The organism is Mangrovicella endophytica, assembly GCF_002893625.1.
Lineage (GTDB): Bacteria > Pseudomonadota > Alphaproteobacteria > Rhizobiales > Rhizobiaceae > Mangrovicella > Mangrovicella endophytica.
This window is the reverse complement of record NZ_PKMZ01000033.1, coordinates 1-593: the sequence shown is the minus strand read 5'-3', so window position 1 is coordinate 593 and position 593 is coordinate 1. Positions and strand designations below refer to the sequence as shown.

The 593-nt window shown below is 66.8% G+C and carries 1 protein-coding gene; it reads left to right on the top strand.

All coding sequences use genetic code 11. The features are described from left to right. Window positions 1-593 (top strand): putative Ig domain-containing protein (locus C0R46_RS20605; RefSeq protein ID WP_198598430.1); only part of this gene is annotated, 593 nt, incomplete at both ends.

The following is a 593-nucleotide window of genomic DNA, read 5'->3' as shown; positions in this document are numbered from 1 at the left end:
TCTCGGCGACCTACTCGATCACCGTCAAGGCCAAGCCGGCTATCGTCTCGCCGGCGGCCGGGCGTCTGTCCGACGCCAAGGTAGGCGAGGCCTACAGCCAGAGCTTCAGCGTCGCCGACGGCACCATCGTCTCGACCAGCACGCTGCCCGATGGCCTCGTGATGGACTTCGCCACCGGCACGCTTTCCGGCACGCCGACACAAAGTGGCATGAAGGCCTTCGACCTCACCGTCCAAGACGCCGGCGGGCAGACCGTCGTCGTGAGCTACTCGCTCTACATCAAGCCTGCTGCGGTGATCTTCTCGCCGGCCGCCGGCGAGTTGCCGACGGCGACGCTCGGCGAACCCTATAGCCAGACCATCACCGTCACCGGCGGCACCATCGTCGGCATCAGCAACCTGCCCGACGGCCTTTCCATGGATCCCGCGACCGGCATCATCTCGGGTACGCCGACGAAGGCCGGCAGCGGCAAATTCAAGGTCAGCGCCGTTGACAGTGAGAAGGAGCCCGCCTCGGCGACCTACTCGATCACCGTCAAGGCCAAGCCGGCTATCGTCTCGCCGGCGGCCGGGCGTCTGTCCGACGCCAAGGTG